The sequence below is a fragment of the Actinomycetota bacterium genome, assembly GCA_030774015.1.
In the GTDB taxonomy this organism is placed as follows: Bacteria; Actinomycetota; UBA4738; order UBA4738; family JACQTL01; genus JALYLZ01.
The window spans coordinates 1-17,130 of the sequence record JALYLZ010000014.1; the positions used below are offsets into that span (position 1 = coordinate 1).

Annotated in this window: 15 protein-coding genes; 7 read left to right on the forward strand and 8 right to left on the reverse strand. The window is 70.9% G+C overall.

Going from position 1 to position 17,130, the window contains the following annotated elements:
- Window positions 1–247: 247 nt before the first annotated feature.
- Window positions 248–1,024 (reverse strand): hypothetical protein, encoded by a 777-nt coding sequence (locus tag M3Q23_00775; protein MDP9340645.1) that lies wholly within the window; start codon window positions 1,022–1,024, stop codon window positions 248–250.
- Window positions 1,025–2,156: 1,132 nt separating this feature from the next.
- On the opposite strand from M3Q23_00775, the gene M3Q23_00780 reads away from it, so the two are divergent.
- From M3Q23_00780 to M3Q23_00795, 4 genes are all read left to right on the forward strand, one after another.
- Window positions 2,157–2,381 (forward strand): type II toxin-antitoxin system HicB family antitoxin, encoded by a 225-nt coding sequence (locus M3Q23_00780; GenBank protein MDP9340646.1) that lies wholly within the window; start codon window positions 2,157–2,159, stop codon window positions 2,379–2,381.
- Window positions 2,378–2,575 carry a type II toxin-antitoxin system HicA family toxin gene (locus M3Q23_00785; protein ID MDP9340647.1) on the forward strand — a complete coding sequence of 66 codons (198 nt, stop codon included), beginning with the start codon at window positions 2,378–2,380 and terminating at the stop codon, window positions 2,573–2,575. Before M3Q23_00780 ends, M3Q23_00785 begins: the two co-directional genes overlap by 4 nt.
- Window positions 2,576–2,949: 374 nt before the next feature.
- Window positions 2,950–3,321, forward strand: coding sequence for an HU family DNA-binding protein (locus M3Q23_00790; GenBank protein MDP9340648.1), 372 nt, complete (start codon window positions 2,950–2,952; stop codon window positions 3,319–3,321).
- A gap of 80 nt (window positions 3,322–3,401) precedes the next feature.
- On the forward strand, window positions 3,402–3,776 hold the full coding sequence (locus M3Q23_00795) for a hypothetical protein (GenBank protein ID MDP9340649.1): 375 nt from the start codon (window positions 3,402–3,404) through the stop codon (window positions 3,774–3,776).
- 55 nt (window positions 3,777–3,831) lie between these two features.
- Here M3Q23_00795 and M3Q23_00800 read toward each other — a convergent pair whose 3' ends face one another.
- Genes M3Q23_00800 through cofC form a run of 5 tightly spaced genes read right to left on the reverse strand, consistent with a single transcriptional unit; the run spans window position 3,832 to window position 7,970 of the window.
- Window positions 3,832–4,653 carry an ABC transporter permease gene (locus M3Q23_00800; GenBank protein MDP9340650.1) on the reverse strand — a complete coding sequence of 274 codons (822 nt, stop codon included), beginning with the start codon at window positions 4,651–4,653 and terminating at the stop codon, window positions 3,832–3,834.
- 10 nt (window positions 4,654–4,663) lie between these two features.
- Window positions 4,664–5,575: an ABC transporter ATP-binding protein gene (locus M3Q23_00805; protein ID MDP9340651.1), complete on the reverse strand. Its 912-nt coding sequence runs from the start codon at window positions 5,573–5,575 to the stop codon at window positions 4,664–4,666.
- Between the two features lie 26 nt (window positions 5,576–5,601).
- Entirely contained in the window at window positions 5,602–7,071 is a 1,470-nt protein-coding gene (locus M3Q23_00810; GenBank protein ID MDP9340652.1) for a calcium-binding protein, read from the reverse strand.
- Window positions 7,072–7,293, reverse strand: coding sequence for a cold shock domain-containing protein (locus tag M3Q23_00815; protein MDP9340653.1), 222 nt, complete (start codon window positions 7,291–7,293; stop codon window positions 7,072–7,074).
- A 32-nt stretch (window positions 7,294–7,325) separates the two neighbouring features.
- On the reverse strand, window positions 7,326–7,970 hold the full coding sequence (cofC, locus tag M3Q23_00820; protein ID MDP9340654.1) for a 2-phospho-L-lactate guanylyltransferase: 645 nt from the start codon (window positions 7,968–7,970) through the stop codon (window positions 7,326–7,328).
- Window positions 7,971–8,095: 125 nt separating this feature from the next.
- Here cofC and M3Q23_00825 point away from each other — a divergent pair, with 125 nt between their 5' ends.
- Complete coding sequence (locus M3Q23_00825; protein MDP9340655.1) at window positions 8,096–11,743, forward strand: multifunctional oxoglutarate decarboxylase/oxoglutarate dehydrogenase thiamine pyrophosphate-binding subunit/dihydrolipoyllysine-residue succinyltransferase subunit; 3,648 nt, start codon at window positions 8,096–8,098, stop codon at window positions 11,741–11,743.
- Between the two features lie 50 nt (window positions 11,744–11,793).
- On the opposite strand, the gene M3Q23_00830 is transcribed toward M3Q23_00825, so the two are convergent.
- Entirely contained in the window at window positions 11,794–12,429 is a 636-nt protein-coding gene (locus M3Q23_00830) for a hypothetical protein (GenBank protein MDP9340656.1), read from the reverse strand.
- On the reverse strand, window positions 12,426–13,061 hold the full coding sequence (locus tag M3Q23_00835; protein ID MDP9340657.1) for an RNA polymerase sigma factor: 636 nt from the start codon (window positions 13,059–13,061) through the stop codon (window positions 12,426–12,428). The genes M3Q23_00830 and M3Q23_00835 overlap by 4 nt, the downstream gene beginning before the upstream one ends.
- Window positions 13,062–13,217: 156 nt before the next feature.
- On the opposite strand from M3Q23_00835, the gene M3Q23_00840 reads away from it, so the two are divergent.
- Both M3Q23_00840 and M3Q23_00845 read left to right on the forward strand, forming a co-directional pair.
- A complete protein-coding gene (locus tag M3Q23_00840) occupies window positions 13,218–15,974 on the forward strand; it encodes a hypothetical protein (GenBank protein ID MDP9340658.1) in 2,757 nt (918 codons plus the stop codon).
- Window positions 15,964–17,097, forward strand: a complete 1,134-nt coding sequence (locus M3Q23_00845) for a hypothetical protein (GenBank protein ID MDP9340659.1) — start codon at window positions 15,964–15,966, stop codon at window positions 17,095–17,097. The genes M3Q23_00840 and M3Q23_00845 overlap by 11 nt, the downstream gene beginning before the upstream one ends.
- Window positions 17,098–17,130: the final 33 nt, after the last annotated feature.

The following is a 17,130-nucleotide window of genomic DNA, read 5'->3' on the forward strand; positions in this document are numbered from 1 at the left end:
TCCGAGCGCGGCCTTGAACAGGTCCAGGTTGTTCACGACGGTCCTCCCCATCTGTCGGTGGCAGGGGAAGGACCGTCATTGTGCCGGAACGGGCTACGGGCTACCCACTCGATTCAGCGAGGAGCCCAAGAACACCTCATTGCATCTGCTGGGTACCGGTTTGGTGGCTGGTGTCTCGGTTTCGAAGACCACGACTCGCGCGACAGCGGCTCGGCGTAGTCGCGGCTCCCGAGGCCTCGCCAGGCACCTACCAGCCCTCCCCGTCCAAGAGCTTCATGAGGTTGCGCTTGGGTTTGTGGGCGGCGCGGACCGAGGCTGCATATGCAAGGAACTCATCGCCCAGTCCGGCCCGTCGCATCACCTTTCGCACTCGCCTCATGAGCTCGACCGCCTCCTCGTACGCCTGGTTGTTCTTCTGGCCGATGACCCGGTCGATCTCGGCCTGGTAGATGGGCACGGCGTCGGCGGGGTGATCGGCCTCGCGCAGCTCGGCCAGTTGCATCCAAAGTGCTGCCGAGCAGCCTCCGGTCACGGCTTCCGACCAGGCGGCGTCGACATCCTTCTCCCATAGGAACACCCGCACCAGGTCCGAGTGGTCGAGCGGTGGGCCCCACCGGGCCCGTGGTCCGATCTGGCTCCGGCGACTCACAAGCTCCCCTCGAAGATGTTCCAGCGCCTTCTGCCTGTAATCGTTCCACGATCCGGCCCGGGTGGCGTGCGCGTGCAGTCGCTCATAGGCGCCGAGCCCTGGCCGATCGGTGAACGCCGTCCAGGCAAGGGCAGCGGCATCGTCGTGGCGGTCGCGTCGGTGGTATTCCTCGGTCAGGATCTCGAGCAGCCTGACATCAGCGCCAGGCGAGAAGGCAGCAACGCCCCGTTCTGCCCAGGCCAGGACGTCCTCATGGCGAGCTGCCTTCGCGAGTCGCTCGGCGATCCGCACGAACTGGTACGGCGAGGAGAGGTCGCGGGCCAGAACGTCGACCACAGCGTCGACGTCACCGGAGAGCTCGGCGAGCGTCTCCATGATCGATGTGATGTGAAACCGAAACGACGAGTGGGTGCGTTCATCGCGTGGGCCAACGGGAGGGATCCTGGACCAAACCTCCTCGGCGCGTCGACGGTACTCAGCCAGACCGGTCTGGCCCAGGACGTCCGCATACCCGGCGGCGGCTTGGTAGAAGACGTCCCACTCCGAGTGCAACTCTCGTTCGAACAGGCCTGCGGCAAGCGCAGCCGGATCCGGATGCGATGCAATGCAGGCCGGTGGTGCAGGTCGGACAGCCGGTCTCGGATCGCGCCTAGGAGTCCGTCCGAGTCGTCCACGCGCCCCAGAGCGTCCTCGAGGCAGTCCATGGCGTGCCCGCAGAGCTCGATCACCTCTGGGCCGTGCCCATCCTCGAGCAGCGCCTCAACCGAGTCGATCACCCGCTCGATGCCCTGAGTGAACGCGTACACCGAGCGCCAACCGACGTACTCGCTCGGGTTGAAGACATCCTCTATGGCCCAACGATATCCGGCCAGGTCGACTGAGTCTCGGGCTCCTGCCGCATCGATCAGAATTCTTCCTCTCAGGAAGTCGTCCTCGGCGGCATGTTCCAGCAGCAAATCGATCAGCTGTTCCTTCTCCACGGAGCGCAGGAATTCGCGAAGGTCAACTGGCGCCTCCTCAGACAGCCTCGATGCGCGGCCTTCGTCGTCCGCCAGGGCAAGGCCGACCGCCACGCAGTGCTTGCAGAACCCCTCCTCTTCGCCGACGGGGCAGGTACACGAGTGTTCGGGCGTTCCCGCGTCGATCCAGAGTCGCACCCGGTAGGACCGGCTTCCGCGGACCGTAGCCGAAGCCGAGTCCCCGGACACCTTGAGGCCGGTGACTCTGCGGCCCGCCGCATACGCTGCTCCCCGGTCGAAGGCGCGCTGTCCCGCCAGGCGTCGCAGCGCGGTGGTGCTGAACAGAGAACGGATCGCCGCGCTCATGCGAACGTTGGAACAACGACTAGCAGCGGGGGTCCCCACTCCAGGAAGCGTGGTCCATCGCCACCACGAGGCCGCGACCAAGGCCGACTCGAACCAGCTTGAGTGGCCCCTCCACGTTCATGGATCTGGAGCCTATCCAGTCCCGGGATCAAGGTCCCACGGTTGGCGTTATCGTGTATGTCGTGAGCGAGAAACTCCGAATGACCATCGCCTTCGAGGAACCCGACGAAGAGGGATGGATCGTTGCGCGCGTGGTGGAGGTTCCTGGCGCGATCAGCCAGGGGCGGACCCGTCAGGAGGCGCGCGAGAACGTAGTCGACGCGCTCCGCCTCATGCTGTCTCCTGACGACGACGCTGGAGACAGAGGCGCCACGAGCGATACGCTCGAGCTCGTCCTGGCCGAGTGAGGCTCCGAGACCTCGAGCGCCACCTGTCGGCTCATGGCGCCCGCAAGGTTGCGGAGGGGGCGAAGCACACCAAGTGGCGCAGCGCCGACGGTGGCCGAGCCACCGCCGTCCCTCGTCACACCGAGGTCGGACCGGGTCTCGCGCGCGCGATCTGCCGCCAGCTCGGCATCCCGCCACCGAACCAGCCAGGCTGACAGGGTGGTACACGGGTAGTTTCGGACCGAACGCCCGAAACCCCCCCAGACATCTCCGGCACCGCCCGATGGACGTTCTTCCTGCCTTCTCCCCGAGAGACCGGCGAAGACCAACTAACTCCGGCCCGTACGCTCGGGCCTAGCCTGCGTTTTCGCAGGTCAGCACACCGTTCGGCGGTGGATTGTCCAGAGTCAGTCGGGCTACCGTTACCCCACGGGCCAGTGGGTTGACGTGCCCAATGCTATCGACTCCAGCGGGTCGCGGCACTGTCTGGGACGGAGAGCCGGTGGCGGCCATTGACCATCGTTGCGCGCGGGCATAGCGTCCGCCGTAGGGGCCTGACGGCGGGCGCGGAAGAAGGGGACTGCCGCCGGTGAACAAAAGCGGCCTGGTGGCCGAGGTGGCCAAGCGCGTCGACCGGAACAAGGCGGACGTGGCTCGCACGCTCGACGCGGCCATGGCGGTGATCCGGGACACCGTGGCGCGGGGAGAGCGGGTGGCGCTGGTGGGGTTCGGAACGTTCGATCGCCAGCGCCGCAACAAGCGCGTGGCCCGGAACCCGCGGCGTCCCGACGTTCCCATCACCGTCCCGGCCCGAGACGTCCCGGCCTTCTCGCCGGGACAGGCGTTCCGGCAGGCCGTGCAGGGGAAGCGCCGGAGAACGCCCGCGAAGACCGCCGCCGGTAGGGCCCGGGCCGCGGCCGCCTCCGCGAAGCGCTCCACCGGGCGATCGAAGCAACGCTGAGCCGGGCGCGCCGGCCACGGGAGAGCGGACCCTTGCCGGGGGTTCTACACTTGAGCCCTCAGGGACCCAAGGGGAGCGAGATGTACTGTCCGCACTGCGGCCTGCGTCAGCCCACCACTCACCGGTTCTGCCTGTCCTGCGGCACCCGGCTTCCGCGCGAGCTGCTCGACGAGCCGGGACCCAAGGTCTCCCGGTGGTTCTTCACCCTGCCCGTCGCGCCGGAGGACCCGCCGCACGCCGCCCTGCGGGTGTCGCGGTATCTGGAGGAGATCGAGCTCCGCACGGCCGATGGCTCGGTCCGGGTGCCGAGCCACCACGTCCGCTTCTCCGTGTGGATCGAGGACCGAGCAGTGTGCGCGGTCTCCATCCCCGACGACGAAGCCGAGGAGCTCGCGGACTTCCTGCTGGCGTGGGTGCCACGCTCGACGGACTCGGGCCAGCGGATCCAGGCCTGAACCCGCCGGAGCCGGACGCGGCCTGAGCCCGCGGTCACGCGGCCTGAACCCAAGGTCAGTGCACCAGGCGGTGGTGCATCAGGTTCAGCGGCATCACGAACAGCGCGGCCGTCACCACGACGATCCACGCCGCCGCGGCCGCCGCCGCCCCCGCATCCCCCGTCAGGATGAGCCCGCGCATCAGGTTCACGCCCTGGTGCAGTGGGATGAACCACGCGACCACCTGCACCCAGTGGGGCAGGCGGTCCAGGGGGAAGAAGATGCCCGAGAACAGGAACATGGGCGTGATGAACAGGGTCCAGTAGTAGGTGAAGTAGTCGATGAGCGGCACCACCGCCGTGAAGGAAAGCCCGATCACGGAGAACATCAGGCCGATCAGCCCGATGCCCACCGGTGCCAGCACGGCCAGCCAGGAATGCACCACGCCGAAGCAGGCGGCGATGGCCGTGAACAGCACCCCGTAGATGACCGAGCGCGACGTTCCCCACAGCACCTCGCCCAGCGCGACGTCCTCGATCGACAGCGGCGTCGCCATCACGGCGTCGTAGATCTTGCCGAACTGCATCTTCACGAACGCGTTGAAGGTCACCTCGAACGACGTCCCGTACATCGCGGCGGTCGCGATCAGCCCGGGGGCGATGAAGTCGATGTAGCGCACGCCCCTGATGTGGTGCAGGTAGGCGCCCAGACCGAGCCCCATGGCCAGCAGGTACAGGAACGGCTCGAAGAAGTTCGGCAGGATGTTGAACTTGTACGTCCGGCGGTAGATGGAGGCGTTTCGCTGCCACAGGTGCCAGGCCGCGGACAGCCGGACGTCCGGCACCCGGAACAGAATCCGGTGGCGGGGCTCCGTCCGAACGTGGGTCGTCGCGCTCACCTCATGGCCCTCACTCGAGCAACCCGCGGCCCGTCAACGACAGGAACACGTCTTCCAGGGTGGCACCACGGAGCCACACCGACCCGGGATCGGAAACCGTGGCCCGGACCTTCGCCAGCATGGCGTCGCCGTCGCCGGTGTAGAACAGCCACCGGTCGGCCAGCCGTTCCATGCGGTCCGCCAGGCTCTCCAGCGAGGCGAGCGCGGCGGCGGCGTGCTCCTCGGGTTCGAAGACCTCGATGACGTACGGCGAGGTCTGCTGCGCGATCACGGACCGGGGCGAGCCCTGCACCAGGATCCGCCCCTCGTGCATGATCACCAGCCGGTCACAGAGCTGGCTGGCCTCCTCCATGTAGTGGGTGGTCAGCAGGAGGGTCACCCCCTCGCGCTTCAGCGAGCGGAGCTTCTCCCACACCAGGTGCCGGGCCTGCGGATCGAGCCCGGTGGTCGGCTCGTCGAGGATCAGGACCTCCGGCTCGTTCATGAGGGCCCGGGCCACCAGCAGCCGTCGCTTCATCCCCCCAGACAGCAGCCGGATGTTCCAGTCCCGCTTGTCCTCGAGGGCCACGAACCCCAGCAGCTCCTCGGCGCGGGGCCGGGCCACTCGCACGGAGATGTCGAAGTACCTGGCGTAGATGACGAGGTTCTCCAGGACCGAGACCTCCTCGTCCAGGTTGTTCTCCTGCGGGACCACTCCCAGGCGTCGCTTGATCTCGCGTGGGTGCGTCACCGGCAGATCCAGGACCTCGAGCACCCCGCCGGAAGGCGGCGACGAGCACGAGATCATCTTCATGGTCGTCGTCTTCCCGGCGCCGTTCGGGCCCACGAAGCCGAAGCATTCGCCGGGCGCGACCTCGAAGTCGATCCCGCGAACCGCCTCGAAGGTGCCGAATCGCTTGACCAGGGAGCGCGCCACCACCACCGGCCGCGTCCCGGTGTCGGGCCCGCCTAGCAGTTGAACACCACCTCCTCGGCGTGGCAGTGATTGACGGAACGTCCTCCGTCCAGTGTGTCCGTCCCCGGTCCGCCGTCCAGATCGTCCGCCTCGCTCTCGCCGAACAGCCCGTCGTCGCCGGCGTCGCCGGTGATGGTGTCCCTGCCCTGCCCGCCCACCAGGACGTCGTTGCCCGGCCCTCCGTCCACGCGGTCGCTGCCCTCCTCCCCGTCCAGCACGTCGTCGTCGGGGCCACCGTAGAGCCGGTCGTTGCCGGGCGCGGCGAACAGGACGTCGCGGCCAGGCCCACCCCGGAGCTCGTCGCGGGCGTCGCCGCCGGCGCCGCCGGTCAGCAGGTCGTCGCCCGCGCCGCCGTTCTCCAGGTCGGCGCCCTCCCGGCCGTAGATGTCGTCGTCGCCGGGCCCGCCGATGAGCAGGTCGTCCCCGTGGTTGCCGAACAGCGTGTCGTCGTCACCCTGGCCGTCCAGCGTGTCGTTGGCCGGGCCGCCGATCAGCTGGTCGTCACCCGGCCCGCCGCAGATCACGTCGTCGCCGGACAGGCCGTTCACGATGTCGTTTCCCCCGAAGGACACCATCACGTCCGGCCCGTCGGTCCCCTTGAGGATGTCGTCTCCCGGCGTGCCCACGATGGTGGCGGGCAGGCCATGGCAGGTGGGCGCGGGAGAGCCCGCCGGCGGCGGGGGACCCGGGTCGTGATACTTCCAGAAGATGACCCTGCCGCAGGCCAGGACGATCTCGCCGCCCTGGCAGGAGTTGTGGCCGCGACCGCCGCCGGTGAGATCGTCGCCGGTGCCACCGTACAGCGTGTCGTTCTCGTCGTTCCCGTACACCCGGTCGTTCCCGGGTCCTCCCCAGATGGTGTCGTCGTTCTCGCCGCCGGCCAGCGCATCGTCCCCCTGGTCGCCGTAGATCAGGTCCGAACCCCGCTCCCCGTACAGGGTGTCGTTGCCCTCGCCGCCGATCACGGTGTCGTCGCCCGACCCCGCGAAGATCACGTCGTCGCCGGGACCCCCGTCCAGGTGGTCGTTCTCCGGCATGAAGGAAAGACCTCCGGCCATGAAGTCGTTCCCGGGGCCGCCGAATATGGTGTCGTCGTCCTCCAGGCCGTACAGGGCGTCGTTCCCGGAGCCCCCGCAGATCACGTCGTTTCCGGTGGCGCCGTCGATGCTGTCGTCGCCACCCAGCCCGACGATCACGTCCGGTCCGGGGGTCCCCGTCAGCGTGTCGTCTCCATGGGTGCCCACCATGGTGGCGGGACGTCCGTGGCAGGTAAGGCCTTCCGGGGCGGGCGAGGGCGTGGTCGTCGGGGGTGCGGCGCCGGGGCCGTTGGAGCCGGTTCTGGCCCGCACGCACGCTGCGAGCAGCACGGCCGCCCCGAGGAGCACGGCAACCGTGAACAGCACGGCCGGCGCGGTCGCGATGCCGGCCCTTCGCCGGCGCGTGGATGCCAGGAGGGGAGCCACCTAGTCGAACGTGATGTGGCGGAGCGTTCGGGCCAGCCTCTGCCCGTCCTCCTCGACCACGTCGAACTTCACCCGCTGCCCGATGCGCAGGTACCGCAGTCCCGAGCCTTCCATCGAGACCGCGTCGATGTGCACCTCGGTCTCGTCGTCGAGCAACAGGACCCCGGTGTGGTTTGCCGTGTCGTAGTGCTTGATCGTCCCTTGGGGCACGTCCCGCCTCATCTCCGTCGGATTGGCGCGCGAGCGCCGGTCGGTCAGGTTCGGACCGCTAGTCTGGCCGCCAGGTCCAATTCCAGGCAAGTCTCCCGGGTCCGGCCCCCACTCGGCGACCGGAGCAGTGTGGCCACGTCCGCGGGCAGGTCCAGGTCGAACACGAGCCCGGGTGCGTCTGCCACCGCGACGGGGAGCCCCCGTGTCCGCGCCCCCTCGATGTGCTTGCGGAAGGAGTCCTTGCCGAACCGGGCCGGCATCACCCGGGGCGGCCGCCGGACCAGGAGGTTGGTCCCGTCCCGCTCCGTGGAGGGTGCGGCCACCACGGGGCCGAGCGTCCTCAGCGCTTCCGCGAGCTCTCCCGGCGTGAGCAGCGGAAGGTCGCCCAGCAGCACCGCGAGCGCGGACGCATCCCGCTCCTCCGCCTCATCCTCCACCTGCCGGATGGCCGCCGACAGCGGGGGCTTGCGCTCCGGGACCGGCCGGGCCCGCCGTCGCACGGCGATCTCGAGGACGACTTCGTCCGGAGAGACCACCCACGTCTCCCACGCCGACATCGACAGCGCCGCATCGAGGACGTCCTCGAGCATGGCCAGGGTGAGCGCCGCCCGCTCCAGCGGAGAGAGGACCGGGGCCAGGCGGCTCTTCGCCTTGGCCAGCGCCTTGACGGGTATGGCCACGATTCGCACCCACCGAGGGTAGCGAAGCCGCCTGCTTGGTGGACCAAGCGGTCGGGATGAAGGATCAAGCAAGCGCTTGGTGGACCAAGCAGCGGGAAAGGAGCCAGGGGTGGCGGCTCCACCGACTAGCATGGATGCGAGGTACCTGCGCGATGGCGAACAGTCCCGACACTTCCGACTTCGGCCCGAACCAGTGGCTCCTCGACGAGATGTACGCCCGCTTCCGGGAGGACCCACAGTCCGTCAGCGAGGCCTGGCGGGAGTTCCTCGAGGACTACCGTCCCAGAGCGGAGCGAGCCGCCCCGCCGCCGGCTGATCGTCCGGCTTCGGCCGCCGGCGGGCCTCCGCCCGAGGGGCGTGCGAGAGCTGCGCCGAGGAAGTCACGGTCGAGCGCCGAGGCTCCATCCGAGGCTCCATCCGAAGGCGCATCCGATGCTCCGGTCGAGGATGCCGTACCGCTTCGAGGCGCGGCCGCGATCATCGCGCAACGCATGCAGGAGAGCCTCGCGGTCCCCACCGCCACCTCCGTTCGGGCCGTCCCGGCGAGGCTCCTCGAGGTCAACCGCAGCATCGTGAACCGCCACATCAACCGAAAGCACGGCCGGGGCAAGGTGAGCTACACGCACCTCATCGGATGGGCGGTGGTGCGCGCGATCGCCCGAATGCCCGGCATGAACGTGACCTACCGGCTGGCCGACGACGGCACCCCCCAGGCCGTCCGGCATCCGCACGTGAACCTGGGACTGGCGGTGGACGTGAGGCGCACGGACGGTTCCCGGACCCTTCTGGTCCCGACCATCAAGCAGGCCGACGCCACCGGCTTCGCCGGGTTCCTCGCCGCGTACGAGGAGCTGATCCGCAAGGTCAACTCCGGGAAGCTGTCGCCCGACGACTTCGCCGGGACCACGGTCACCCTCACGAACCCCGGCACGCTCGGCACGGTCCAGTCGGTGCCCCGCCTGATGGCGGGCCAGGCCTGCATCGTCGGGGTTGGAGCGATCGCCTACCCGGCGGAGTACGAGGGTGCGGACCCCGATGCCCTGGCCGAGATCGGCGTGGGCAAGGTGGTGACGCTGACCAGCACGTACGACCACCGCGTGATCCAGGGCGCGGAGTCGGGCCGGTTCCTGTCGCGAGTCCACGACCTGCTGCTCGGCGAGGACGGCTTCTACGACGAGGTCTTCGCCAGCATGGACGTCCCCTACGAGCCGGTGCGATGGCGGCGCGACGTCAACCCGCCGCAGGGGTCGCTGGACGCTCGGGAGAAGGAGGCCCGGGTCCTCCAGCTCATCAACACGTACCGGGTCCGGGGCCATCTGATCGCCGACCTCGACCCGCTCCTGGCCGAGCGGCCCCACATGCACCCGGAACTCGACCCCGTCTCGTTCGGGTTCACCATCTGGGACCTGGGGCGGCGCTTCGTGACCGGGGGCCTGGCCGGGGAGCGCGAGCTTCCTCTCAGCGAGATCCTGGCGTTCCTCCGCGATGCGTACTGCCGCACCGCCGGCGTGGAGTACATGCACATCCAGGACCCCGAGCAGAAGGAGTCGATCCAGGAGCGCGTGGAGGGCGTCGACACCACGCTGCCGAAGGAGGACCAGGAACAGGTCCTCCGCAAGCTCAACGAGGCCGAGGCGTTCGAGCGATTCCTCCAGCAGAAGTACGTGGGGCAGCGACGGTACTCGCTGGAAGGGGCGGAGTCGCTCATCCCGATGCTGGACACGATCCTGGACGGAGCGGCGGATTCCGGGATGGGCGAGGCCGTGATCGGCATGACGCACCGGGGCCGGCTGAACGTGCTTGCCAACGTGGTGGGCAAGAGCTTCGGGCAAATCTTCCGGGAGTTCGAGGGGGAGATGCCGCTGGACCTGCCGCAGGGCTCCGGCGACGTGAAGTACCACATCGGCGCCACCGGCAAGCACACGTCCCGGGCCGGAAACCAGATGGTGGTGGAGGTCGCCTCGAACCCCAGTCACCTCGAGTCGGTGGACCCGGTGGTGGAGGGGATGGTCCGGGCCAAACAGGACCTACAGGAGCGCGGTGGCGACTCCGTGCTCCCGGTGCTGATCCACGGCGACGCGGCGTTCGCCGGCCAGGGTGTGGTGGCGGAGACCCTGAACCTGTCGCAGCTCCGCGGCTACCGCACCGGAGGCACCGTCCACGTCATCGTGAACAACCAGCTCGGGTTCACCACGGGCTCGGAGTACGGCCGGTCCAGCGTCTACGCCAGCGACGTGGCCAAGATGGTCCAGGCGCCGATCTTCCACGTGAACGGGGACGATCCCGAAGCCTGCGTGCGGGTGGCCCGGCTGGCCTTCGAGCTCCGGCAGGCCTTCCACAAGGACGTGGTCATCGACATGTGGTGCTACCGCCGGTGGGGGCACCAGGAGGTCGACGACCCGTCGTTCACCCAACCGCTCATGTACCGGGCCATCCAGGACCGCCGCAGCGTCCGCAAGCTCTACATGGAGTCGCTGGTGAACCGGGGCGACATCACCGTCGAGGACGCCGAGCGGGCGCTCGAGCAGTTCCGGGACCGGCTCCAGCAGGCGTTCGACGAGACCCGCAACGGCGGGAAGATGAAGCCGGCGAGCGTGGAGCGCCGGTCACCGGCGCCGGCGCCGGTGCGTCCCGCCGTGCACACGGCGGTGGAGCGCGGCCCGCTCGACGAGGTGGTCCGGGTGCTCACCACGGTGCCCGAGGGCTTCCACCTCCATCCGAAGCTGCGAAAGGGGCTCGACGACCGCGGGAAGGAGCTCGACCGGGACGCCGTGGACTGGGCGCTGGGCGAGGCGCTGGCGTTCGGGACCCTGGTCCGGGATGGGGTGATGGTGCGTCTGTCCGGCCAGGACACCCGCCGGGGGACGTTCAGCCAGCGGCATTCGGTCCTGGTGGACCAGGAGACCGGGGCGGAGTTCACGCCGCTCGCGGAGCTCGGTTCGTTCCACGTCTACGACAGCCTGCTGTCGGAGTTCGCCGCGCTCGGGTTCGAGTACGGCTACTCGGTGGCGAACCGCGACGCGCTGGTGCTGTGGGAGGCGCAGTTCGGCGACTTCGCCAACGGCGGGCAGGTCGTGACCGACCAGTTCATCGTCGCCGCGGAGGACAAGTGGCAGCAGACGAGCGGCCTGGTGCTGCTGCTCCCGCACGGGTACGAGGGCCAGGGCCCGGAGCACTCCAGTGCCCGGATCGAACGGTTCCTGCAGCTGGCGGCGGAGGACAACATCCAGGTCGTGGTGCCGTCCACGCCGGCGCAGCTCTTCCACCTGCTGCGCCGCCAGGCCCTGCGGGACCTCCGCAAGCCGCTCATCGTGTTCACGCCGAAGTCACTGCTGCGGCTCCCGGCTTCGCGCAGCGCCGCGGCCGACTTCACCGAGGGCGCGTTCCTGGAAGTCGTCCCCGACCCGCAACACCCGCATCCCAGCGTGGTGTCGAGGGTCATCCTGTGTGCGGGAAAGGTGTACTACGACCTGGGCAAGCGGCGGGCGGACCGGGACGTGCGCGGTGTGTCCCTGGTTCGCGTGGAGCAGCTGTATCCATTCCCCGCGGACCGGCTGCGCGAGGAGCTGAAGGGGTTCGAGGGGGCCGAGGTGTGGTGGGTCCAGGAGGAACCCGAGAACATGGGGGCCTGGTACTTCCTCCGCCGGGTGTGCCGGGACCGGCTCGGCCTGGACCTCCGTGGGGTCACGCGCGAGGAGAGTGCCAGCCCGGCCACCGGCAGCCTGGCCGTCCACCAGGCGGAGCAGGCCGCCCTGCTGGACGCGGCATTCGAGGGCCTGTAGGCCCACCCGCCTGCCTGCCTGCGGCCGAACGGCCCGCCCGGCGCGGTGGGTCACCCGGCGCGATGCCAGGGGTGGGCGCCGAACAGCACCCGCGCCACCGCCCGGTTCTCCGGCCAGGGCTCCGTGTCCGAGATGGGGCGAAGGTGGAGCAGGCCGTCCGAGAGCGACCAGCCCAGGACCATCCGGAAGGGTTCCCTGCTCTCGGTGGGCCGGTAGCTCGGCTGGCTGCGCAGGACGAGCCGGTCTCCCGCCACCCGGTACGTTCCCTCGTCCCGCAGGTACAGGGGGCCGTTTCGGTCCTGATAGAAGATCAGCTGATAGAGGCCCCCTCGAAGGATGAGCCGGAGCCTGCCGGTTCCCAGCCGAAGGAAGTCCGGGAACTCGGGATTCAGGGGGACGTCCCGCGGGACCCCTTTCAGGTCCGCCCAGGAGACCCATGTCTCGAACACGCCGTCGACGGCCGACCGGGCCGGCGGCGCGATCGGTCCGGGCGTGCGATGGGCGGGGAGCTGGAGGTAGGCCAGGACCGTCCCCGCCACCACCGCCGCGGCGATGACGGTGGCGAAGGCCCGCTCCCGGAGCCGGCGTCGCTTGATGCGTCGCTCGAACCGGTCGAAGGCGCCGGGGTGGGGAAGCGAGCGTTCCAGGATGCGCTCGAGCTCTTCCGCGAGGGGGCTCGCCTTCACGGGAGGGGCTCCTCCGTGGGACTCTCCAGGACCCGACGGAGCGCCGCGCGGGCCTGGGTGGCCAGCGACCGGATGGTGGACGGCCGAACTCGAAGGATCCGAGCGGCCTCGTCTGCCGGCATGCCCAGCAGCTCGGTGAGCACGAGGGCCGCCCGCTGCCGCTCGGTGAGCCGGGCCAGCGCGCTGGCCACGTCGGCCCGCGCGTCGACCTCGGCGAACGCGTCGCGGTGGGCCCGGTGGGGGAGGGCGAGCCGGACGAACGTCCGCGCTCGCCGCATCCGCATCCGGAGCAGGTTCATGGCGGTCCGGTACAGGTACCCGGTGGGGTTGGCCAGCGACTGGACGAGGTCCCACCTTGGCCACAGGCGCGTGAAGGCTTCCTGCATGAGCTCCTCGGCGTCGTGCCGGTTCCCGGTGACCAGCAGGAGGGCTCCGAACAGACGGTCGTGCTCGAGCTCGAAGAAGGTCTCGAAGCTGTAGCCGATGGCGGGCGCTTCGCTCGCCGCCGCCCGTCCGGCGCCGGCGGCGTTGCGCGCGGCGCCGGCGGTGCCCGCGGGCCTGCTGCCCGCGACCCGTCCACCCGCGACCCGTCGACCCGCGACCCGTCCACCCGCGACCGGGACCTCGTTCATCGGTGCATGAATGCACAGGTGAGGCCCGGCGCTCAAGCCGAATGTGAGCGAACGGTGGGCCTCGCGCATTCATGCTGACCTCGCCCCGTCCCGAGCGGACGGTGGAACTGAGCCGCCGTGGGCGGCGTATAACCCCGCTGGGAGGGACCGGGTCGGATGGGTGCTCGTCGTGCACAGGGATCGAAGGAAGCGGTGTCGGGGCTGCCGGGGCGGGCCCGGGCGGTTCGGGTCGGGCCGCCGGGACCGGGCGGCTTCGGCTCGGCGTGGCTGAAGGCGCCGCTCGTCCCGCTCCGGTATCCGTCGCTGCTCGTCGCCATCTTCCTGTCGGCCCTCGTGGTGGCCGCGGCCACGGCGGCGGCCCCACTGTTCCTGTCCTCGGCCGGCTCGTCGGCGCTCCGCGGTGGGATCGAGCGCGCCTCCCGGTGGGATGCGGGGCTGACCGTCACCGCGTACGGCCGGGTCGCCGGCCCGGGCACGGGGGGTGTGTCCGCGCAGGAGCTGTTCCAGCAACGGAGCGAGTTCCTCCAGCAGCTGACCGTGGGGGTGTCGGGCCTCGGGCCGGAGGTCGTGACGATCCTGGGAACGCCCGCCACCGTGGCCGGCCCGTCCTCGGGTTCCACGGCTGCGACGCAGCTGGTGGCGCGGACCGCGTTCTCCGGGCATGTGGAGGAGGTGACGGGGGGTGGACCGCCCGGGGTGTGGGTCCCGCGGTCGGTCGCGGACGCGGTGGGCGCCGGGCCGGGCGATCGCATCGCGGTTCGGGTGGGGGATCACTCGACCACGGTGCCGGTGCAGGCCGTGTACGCGGACGCCTCGGTCGACCCGGGGTCGGATTTCTGGTCGCCGCTTGCCGGCGTCCTCGGGAGTGCCGACGCGGGTGGATCCGCACCGCCTCCGCTCCTGCTGATGGAACCCGACGTGTTCCAGGGGCTGGCCGGGCCCCTCGATCAGGTCGGCCGGCTCACCTGGCAGTTCCCGCTCGTCGCCGTGTCGCCCTCTCCGGCCGAGGCCGCGCGCCTGGCCGCACGCGTGCAGGGCATCGAGGCGAGGATCGGCAACCGGGCCGAGGCTCAGATCCAGGCGCTGTTCGGGACGGCCACGATCCAAAGCGGCCTTCCGGAAGTGGTCCACGACTCGGCCGGGACCGTGGATGGGATCACCGCCCCGATCGACGCGGTGTCCTATGCCGGCCGCATCATCGGTCTGGGGGCCATCGCGGCCGCGGGGCTGTTCGCGGTGCGCCGGCGGAGGATCGAGATGGACGTCCTGTCGGTCCGGGGCTCGGGGCCGCTCGGGCTGGGCGGGAAGATCGCCGGCGAGGCCCTCCTCCCGGTCGCTGCCGGCGCGGTCGCGGGATGGTGGATCGCGCTGGCCCTGGTGAGGGCCCTTGGGCCGGGAGGCGGCATCGACCCCAGCGCCGGCCGGTCCGCCGCGCTCCAGGTCGCTGTGACGTGTGTCGTGGGCCTCCTGCTCCTGGCAGCGGTCGCCGGGTTCGGCGCCGCCAGGGCCGCCGAGGCGGAGGACGGGGGGAGGTTCCGCGAAGTCCTGGCGCGGGCGCCGTGGGAGATCCCGGTCCTCGTCCTGGCCGCGGTGGCCTACCTCGAGGTCGCGGTGCGAAGCGGAGGCGCGGTGCAGACGTCCGGCGGGGCCGGGAAGGTGGACGTCCTGGTCCTGCTCTTCCCGGTGCTGTTCGTGGCCGCGGCGGCGGGGCTGGCCACGCGCGGCCTGGCGCGGCTGCTCCCCCGGATCCGGCAGGCCGGGGGCCGCCGCTCGGCCGCGGCGTACCTGGCGACCCGGCGGCTGGCGGGCGCGACCCGCCTGGCCATGCTGCTGGTGACCGCGGTCGCCGTCGCCACGGGTGTGCTGGTCTACGCCGGGGCCCTGGAAGCCTCGGTCGGCCACAGCGTGCAGACCAAGGCCCTGGTCCTGAACGGAGCGGAGACCAGGGTGGTGTTGCCGTCCGGGCACTCCCTTCCCACACGATTCCCATTCCCGGCCACCGTGGTGGAGCACGTGGCACAGGGGACGATCCTGCCGAAGGCCGAACCGGTCGAGGTCCTCGCGGTCGATCCGGCCACCTTCGCCGCCGGCGCCGCCACGGAGGTGATCGCCGGCGGGCCGCCGCCGTCCCGGTTCCTCCCCGGGCTGGCCGCCCGCCCGGGGGCTCGCGTGCCCGTGCTGGTGGCGGGGGGACGCATTCCCCCCAGCGCTTCCCTGGACGTCGGACCGCTGCGGCTGCGCATCACCGGCCTGGGGACGGCCACCGCGTTCCCGGGAATGGAGACGGGCCGGGCCCTGGTGGTCCTCGACCGTTCCGCCCTGGACCGGGCCATCGGCGTCGCCGGGACGACTCTGGCGGGGGTGGCGGGCGAGACGGAGCTGTGGGCGCGGGCGCCGGCGCCGACGGTCCTCGCGGCGCTGCGGCGTGCCTCGGTTCAGCCGGGCGCGGTGACCACGGTCGAGCAGGTCCGCGACCGGCCGGAGTTCCAGGCGATCCAGTGGACGTTCGGGTTCCTGGAGAGCCTCGGGGTCCTGGGCGGGCTGGTCGCCGCCATCGCGGTCCTGCTGTTCCTCCAGGCTCGCCAGCAGGCCCGGGAGGTCTCGTACGCACTGGCCACCAGGATGGGCCTGGGCCGGTCGGCGCACCGGCGCTCCGTGCTGCTCGAGGTCGCGGGCATGCTGGCCGTGGCGCTGGCGCTGGGTGTGGTCCTCGGCACCGGCGGGGCGGCCGCCGTGGTGGGGCGGATCGACCTGCTCCCCGGTGTGCCCCCGGCGCCCTCGCTCCGGCTCCCGATGGAGGTCATCGGACTGGCGGCCGCGGGACTGGCCGTCGTGGCGGTGGCGGGCGCCTGGCTGGCCCAGCGCCAGGCCGACCGGGCCCGCGTCGCGGAGGTGCTGCGCCGTGCGGCGTGAACGACGAGCGCTCCTGGCCGCGGTCCTGTCGATCGTCGTGCTCGCCGCCTGCACCCACGAAGCGGGCCCACCGGTGCAGCAGCCCGCGAACCTGCCGCTCGAGGGAACCCTCCTGGTCGGCCCCGGGCAGAGCTTCCTCGGTGTTGGGCTCTACGACCTGGCCACCCGGAAGCTCACTCGCATCCGGGGCGTCGCCGCCGGCTCCGGGTTCGGGGTCGCCGTCGGGCTCGATTTCTTCGCCGGCGCGTTCCTCCGTGCTGCGGGCTCCCTCCCGCCCTCCCAGTCGCCGTCCGCCGTGGTCATGATCGAGTCGAAGCTGTACCTCTTCCAGGGGGATCGGGCCGTCCGGGTGGGACCGCGGTATCGGGGTGGGGTCCTGGTGGCCGTGGCAGGACAACACGTCATCGCCAGCAGGTGCTTCCCCGGTTCGGGAGGCAGCGGCGTGCTGGACCTGGCCAACCCCACCCGATGGCAGCACCTCGGACCCATGTGCGCCCAGGCCGTATCTCCGGACGGTGGCGAGGTTGCGGTCACGGAAGGCATCAGAGAGCAGCGCGGGATCTTCGGCGGTGGGGAGTTCACGTATGGGTCGAAGGTGTGGGCGATGCGCGTGGATGGGACCGGGTCGCGGCGCCTGCTGGTGGACGTGGCCGCCATCCCGGCGTTGCGCCCCACCATGGTCGCCGACCCCCAGATCCTTCGGGTGGCGTGGGGGAAGCCGGGCCTGGCCGTGGCCGTGGGCAACGGCCAGTCGGGGCCGTGGGCGCTCGTGTTCGCGCCGGCGTCCGGCGATCCGCAGGTGATCCCGCTCGGCCCGGCCCAGCCGTTCGACCTGGCCTGGCAGCCGAACGGGGACCTGCTCGCCTTCAGCGACTGCTACCAGTGCACGACGTTCGGGCGAAACCCCGCGCACACGGCCGATGTCCGCATCTGGGACCCGGAGACCGGAGCGCTCCGCCAGATCGCGGCGGCCAACAACTTCCTGTCGGGGCTGGTGTGGTCCCCGGCGGGAGACGTCGTGGCCACCCTGACCTCCGACAACGACCTGTTGTTCGCCGGCGCGGCGGGGCGAACGGTGGTCCGGCGCTCCGTCGACGCGGTGCCGGAGGACTGGGTCCCGTGACGCGGCGCGATGAGGCCGCCGGGGCTCCCGCGC